Below are 4448 nucleotides of genomic sequence, written 5' to 3' on the forward strand. Positions count from 1 at the left end.
ACCCTGCCTCCGCCGCGCCTGCCGCCCGACACCCTCGCGCAGCTGGCCCGCGACCACTGGGGCGTCACCGGCACACTCACCCCCCTGACGTCCGAGCGTGACCAGAACCACCGCCTCGACACCGCAACCGCCAGCTACACGCTGAAACTCGCCAACCCGGCCGAACCGCCGGACCTCACCGATTTCCAGACCAAAGCCCTCCTCCACGTCGCGGCCCAGGACCCCGGCCTTCCCACCCCCCGCGTGATCCCCGCCCGCGACGGTCGCGCCCTAATCCCCACCCCCGACGGCGCGCTAAGGCTCCTCAGCTGGTGCCCCGGCACGCCCATCGCCGGGCTTCCCCGCACCCCCGCGCTCGCCCACGCCATCGGCGATGCGCTGGCCCGCCTGACCACCGCCCTGACCGGCTTCTCGCACCCCGCCGACAGCCACATCCTCCTCTGGGACATCCGCCAGTTCCCCCGCCTCGAACCCCTGACACCGGCCCTCCCCCCTGACCTCGCCGCCGAGGTGACCCGCTTCCGCACACGGTTCGACACGAACATCGCCCCCACACTCACGCATCTCCCCACCCAGGTCGTCCACGCTGATTTCAATCCCCACAACCTGCTCGCCGCCGCCGAAAATCCCGACCAGATCAGCGGGATCCTCGACTTCGGCGACATGGTCCGCACCCCGCGCATCTGCGACCTCGCCGTCGCCGCGTCCTACCTGGTCGAGCCCGCCACACCGCTCGCCCTCCTCACCCCCCTCGTCACCGCCTATCATTCACGCCTGCCCCTCCTCCCCGACGAAATCGCCCTCCTCCCCGACCTCATCACCGCTAGAATGCTGACGACCCTGACCATCGCCACCTGGCGCGCCACCCGCTACCCCGAGAACGCGACCTACATCCTTCGCAACACCCCCTCCGCCCAGGCTGGCCTCCAGGCCTTCCGCGACACTGCACCCGAAACACTCGCCTCCGACCTTCTTGCCGCCTGCGAAAGGCCCCCCGAATGACCCGCAACCTGATGCCCAACGCCTATACCCCGGGCGCCACCCCCCTTCCGCCCGAGGACGAAGCCCGCATTGCCCGCCGCACCCGGCTCCTCGGGCCCGCCTACCGGCTCTTCTATGCCGAACCCCTGCACATCACCCGCGGCGACGGCGTCTGGCTCTACGACCGTGACGGCCGCGCCTATCTCGACACCTACAATAACGTGGCCTCGGTCGGGCATTGCCACCCCCGCGTCGTCGCGGCGATGACCCGGCAGGCCAGCCAGCTCGCCACCCACACCCGCTACCTCCACGACGGCATCCTCGACTACGCCGAGCGTCTTCTCGCCCTTTTCCCACCCGAGCTGTCCCACGTCATGTTCACCTGCTCGGGGTCCGAGGCGAACGACCTCGCGCTCCGCATTGCCCGCGCCGCCACCGGCGGCACCGGAGTCATCGTTACCGACAACGCCTATCACGGGGTGACGCTGGCCACTGCCGAGATGTCGATGTCGATCGGCCCCGCGGTCGCCCCCGGCCCCACTGTCTTCGCAGTCCCCGCCCCAAGCGCCGAGAACTACCCCGAAGGCATCGCCAAAGGCTTCGCCGCTGCCGTCACCGCCGCCTGCGACCAAATGGCCGCAAAGGGCATCAAACCCTGCGCGCTCATCGTCGACACGATCTTCTCGTCCGACGGCGTCCGCCCCGACCCGGCAGGCTTCCTCGCCCCCGCCATGGCAGCGATCCGGGCGAAGGGAGGCCTTTTCATCGCCGATGAAGTCCAGCCCGGCTTCGGCCGCACGGGAGAGGCAATGTGGGGCTTCCTGCGCCATGGGCTGGTCCCCGACATGGTGAGCCTCGGCAAACCGATGGGCAACGGCTACCCGATGGCGGGCCTTGTGATCCAGCCCCAGGTCATTGCCGAATTCGGCGCAAAAGCACGCTATTTCAACACGTTCGGCGGCAATGCTGTAGCCGCTGCCGTGGGCCTCGCCGTCCTCGACGTGATCCGCGACGAAGGCCTGATGCAGAACGCAGCCACTGTCGGCGCGGCCTTTGCCCAAGGTCTGCGCGATCTGGCCCAGCACCACGACAGCATAGGCGAGATTCGCGCCGCGGGCCTCTTCCTCGGCACCGACATCCTGACAGAGGGTCAGCCCGACGGCACCAAGGCGGGCCGCCTCGTCAACGACCTCCGCCGCGACGGCATCCTGATCAGTGCGACAGGCCCCGAAGGTCACATCCTGAAAATCCGCCCGCCGCTGCCCTTCTCGATGGCGAACGTCGACCAGTTCCTGACAACACTCGACAAGGTGCTGAAACAAGCCTGAAGCTCTAGCTCACAAAAGCAGCATTTCTTGTCGCCAAATATCCTCAGGGGGTTTGGGGGCAGAATGCCCCCATCGCCCGAGCCGGTTGCGCGCCCTTCGCGCGCAGAGGCGAGACAAAAGGTCTTCGCGCGTCAGCGCTCAATATGAAAACCGCCCCGCACTCGAGACGCGGGCCAATCCTTGCCGAAACGTTAAAGACCCCCAGGCAAGCCCCTGAAATCAAAGGGCTCGAAAACCTGCGCACCGTGCCCATTCACCCCAGAGCATACCCCGCCCCCCGGACCGTCCGCACCGGGTCGCCCCCGCCGAACTGCATCAGGCTTTTCCGCAAGCGGCCCACATGCACGTCCACGGTCCGGGTGTCGACATAGATGTCCCGCCCCCAGACGAGGTCCAGAAGCTGCTCCCGGCTGAACACCCGCCCCGGCCGCTCCATCAGCGTGACCAGAAGCTTGAACTCGGTCGGCCCGAGCTTCAGCACCTTGTCCGACCGGTAGACCCGGTGGCTCTCGGGGTCCAGACGGATATCCTCATGCTCCAGCACCACCCCCGCCGTCGAAGGCCGGACCCGCCGCAGCTGAGCCCTTGCCCGCGCCATCAGCTCCAAGACCGAATAGGGCTTCACCACATAATCGTCCGCCCCGGTCTCCAAACCGCGGATCCGGTCCACCTCCTCGGCGCGCGCCGAAAGCATGATGATCGGAATGCCTCGCGTATCCGGCCGCATCTTGAGCCGCCGGCAGACCTCGATCCCCGAAACCTTCGGCATCATCCAGTCCAGGATGATGATGTCGGGGTCCTCTTCGTCGACCAGTATCATCGCATCTTCGCCGTTGTCGGCCTGCGTGACCGCAAAGCCTTCGGCTTCCAGATTGTAGGCCAGAACGGTCCGCTGCGCGGCCTCGTCCTCGACCAGAAGAACTTTCGGTTGTCCAGTCCTTGCCATGCTCAGCGCTCCGTCCCGGTGGCCATGCTGTCGAACTTTGGCCGCTCGTCGCCCGGCATCTCCCCGGTCACGAGATAGATGACCTGTTCGGCGACGGCGGTTGCGTGATCGCCTACGCGCTCGATATTCTTGGCGATAAAGTGCAGGTGCATGCAGGCCCCGATGTTGCGGGGGTCTTCCATCATGTGGGTCAGAAACTCACGGAAGATCGAGTTGTACATCTGGTCAATCTCCCGGTCGCGCAGCCGCACGTCCTCGGCCAGCGAGACGTCGCGGCGGATATAGGCGTCAAGCGCATCCGTCAGCATCAGCACGACCGCCTTCGCCAGCCGCCGGATCGCCCCCGATGCACCGGGAACCGGCGTCATCTGGGCCAGAACCGCCGTCCGCTTCGCGAGGTTCTTCGCATAGTCCCCCGCCCGTTCCAGCGCGGCGGCGATCTTCATCACGGTCAGCACCGTCCGAAGATCGCTTGCCGTCGGGGCCCGCAGCGCCAGCAGCATCGCGCACTGGGTGTTGATCTGCTCTTCAAGCCCGTCGATCGCGTCATCCCCGGCCCGGACCCTGGCCGCAAGGTCCTCATCCCGGGTGTCGAGCGCTTCGGAGGCATCCAGAAGTGCTGTCTCGACCAGCCCACCCATCCGCACGACCAGGGCCTGGACGGCCTCAAGATCCCGGTCGAAGGCGGAAAGGATATGGGTGGTGTTCATGTCGTTCTCCTCACCCGATACGGCCTGTGATGTAGGCTTCGGTCCTGGTGTCTTTCGGGTTGGTGAAGATCTGCGGCGTGTCGCCGTATTCGACGAGGTTGCCGAGGTGGAAGAAGGCGGTCTTCTGGCTCACGCGCGCGGCCTGCTGCATCGAATGGGTCACGATCACCACCGAAAAGGTCGCGCGGAGCTCGTCGATCAGCTCTTCGACCTGGGCGGTCGCGATCGGGTCGAGCGCCGAGCAGGGCTCGTCCATCAACAGAACCTCCGGGCCGGTCGCGATGGCCCGCGCGATGCAAAGCCGCTGCTGCTGGCCGCCCGAGAGCCCGGTCCCCGAGGCGTCCAGCCGGTCCTTCACCTCGCCCCAGAGTGCGGCTTTCCGCAGCGAGGCCTCGACGATCTGGTCAAGCTCGGCCTTGTTGCGCGTCAGTCCGTGGATTTTGGGGCCGTAGGCGACGTTGTCGTAGATCGACTTCGGAAACG

At 66.7% G+C, this 4448-nt stretch carries 5 protein-coding genes; 2 read left to right on the plus strand and 3 right to left on the minus strand.

The window, feature by feature from the left end:
• Both ACRCSW_RS21830 and ACRCSW_RS21835 read left to right on the plus strand, forming a co-directional pair.
• On the plus strand, positions 1 to 1002 hold a 1002-nt coding region (locus ACRCSW_RS21830; RefSeq protein ID WP_438707759.1), incomplete at its 5' end, for a phosphotransferase.
• Positions 999 to 2309 carry an aspartate aminotransferase family protein gene (locus tag ACRCSW_RS21835; protein ID WP_438707760.1) on the plus strand — a complete coding sequence of 437 codons (1311 nt, stop codon included), beginning with the start codon at positions 999 to 1001 and terminating at the stop codon, positions 2307 to 2309. The genes ACRCSW_RS21830 and ACRCSW_RS21835, both read left to right, overlap by 4 nt.
• A 253-nt stretch (positions 2310 to 2562) precedes the next feature.
• Here the strand turns inward: ACRCSW_RS21835 and phoB are convergent, their stop codons facing one another.
• The 3 genes from phoB to ACRCSW_RS21850 all read right to left on the minus strand — a co-directional run.
• On the minus strand, positions 2563 to 3255 hold the full coding sequence (gene phoB, locus ACRCSW_RS21840) for a phosphate regulon transcriptional regulator PhoB (RefSeq protein WP_438707761.1): 693 nt from the start codon (positions 3253 to 3255) through the stop codon (positions 2563 to 2565).
• A gap of 2 nt (positions 3256 to 3257) precedes the next feature.
• Positions 3258 to 3965: a phosphate signaling complex protein PhoU gene (phoU, locus tag ACRCSW_RS21845; protein ID WP_438707762.1), complete on the minus strand. Its 708-nt coding sequence runs from the start codon at positions 3963 to 3965 to the stop codon at positions 3258 to 3260.
• Between the two features lie 10 nt (positions 3966 to 3975).
• Positions 3976 to 4448: phosphate ABC transporter ATP-binding protein (locus ACRCSW_RS21850; RefSeq protein WP_438707763.1), on the minus strand; the 473-nt coding region annotated here is incomplete at its 5' end.

Origin of the sequence: Tabrizicola sp. (assembly GCF_051645465.1) — a bacterium.
Classification (GTDB): domain Bacteria; phylum Pseudomonadota; class Alphaproteobacteria; order Rhodobacterales; family Rhodobacteraceae; genus Tabrizicola.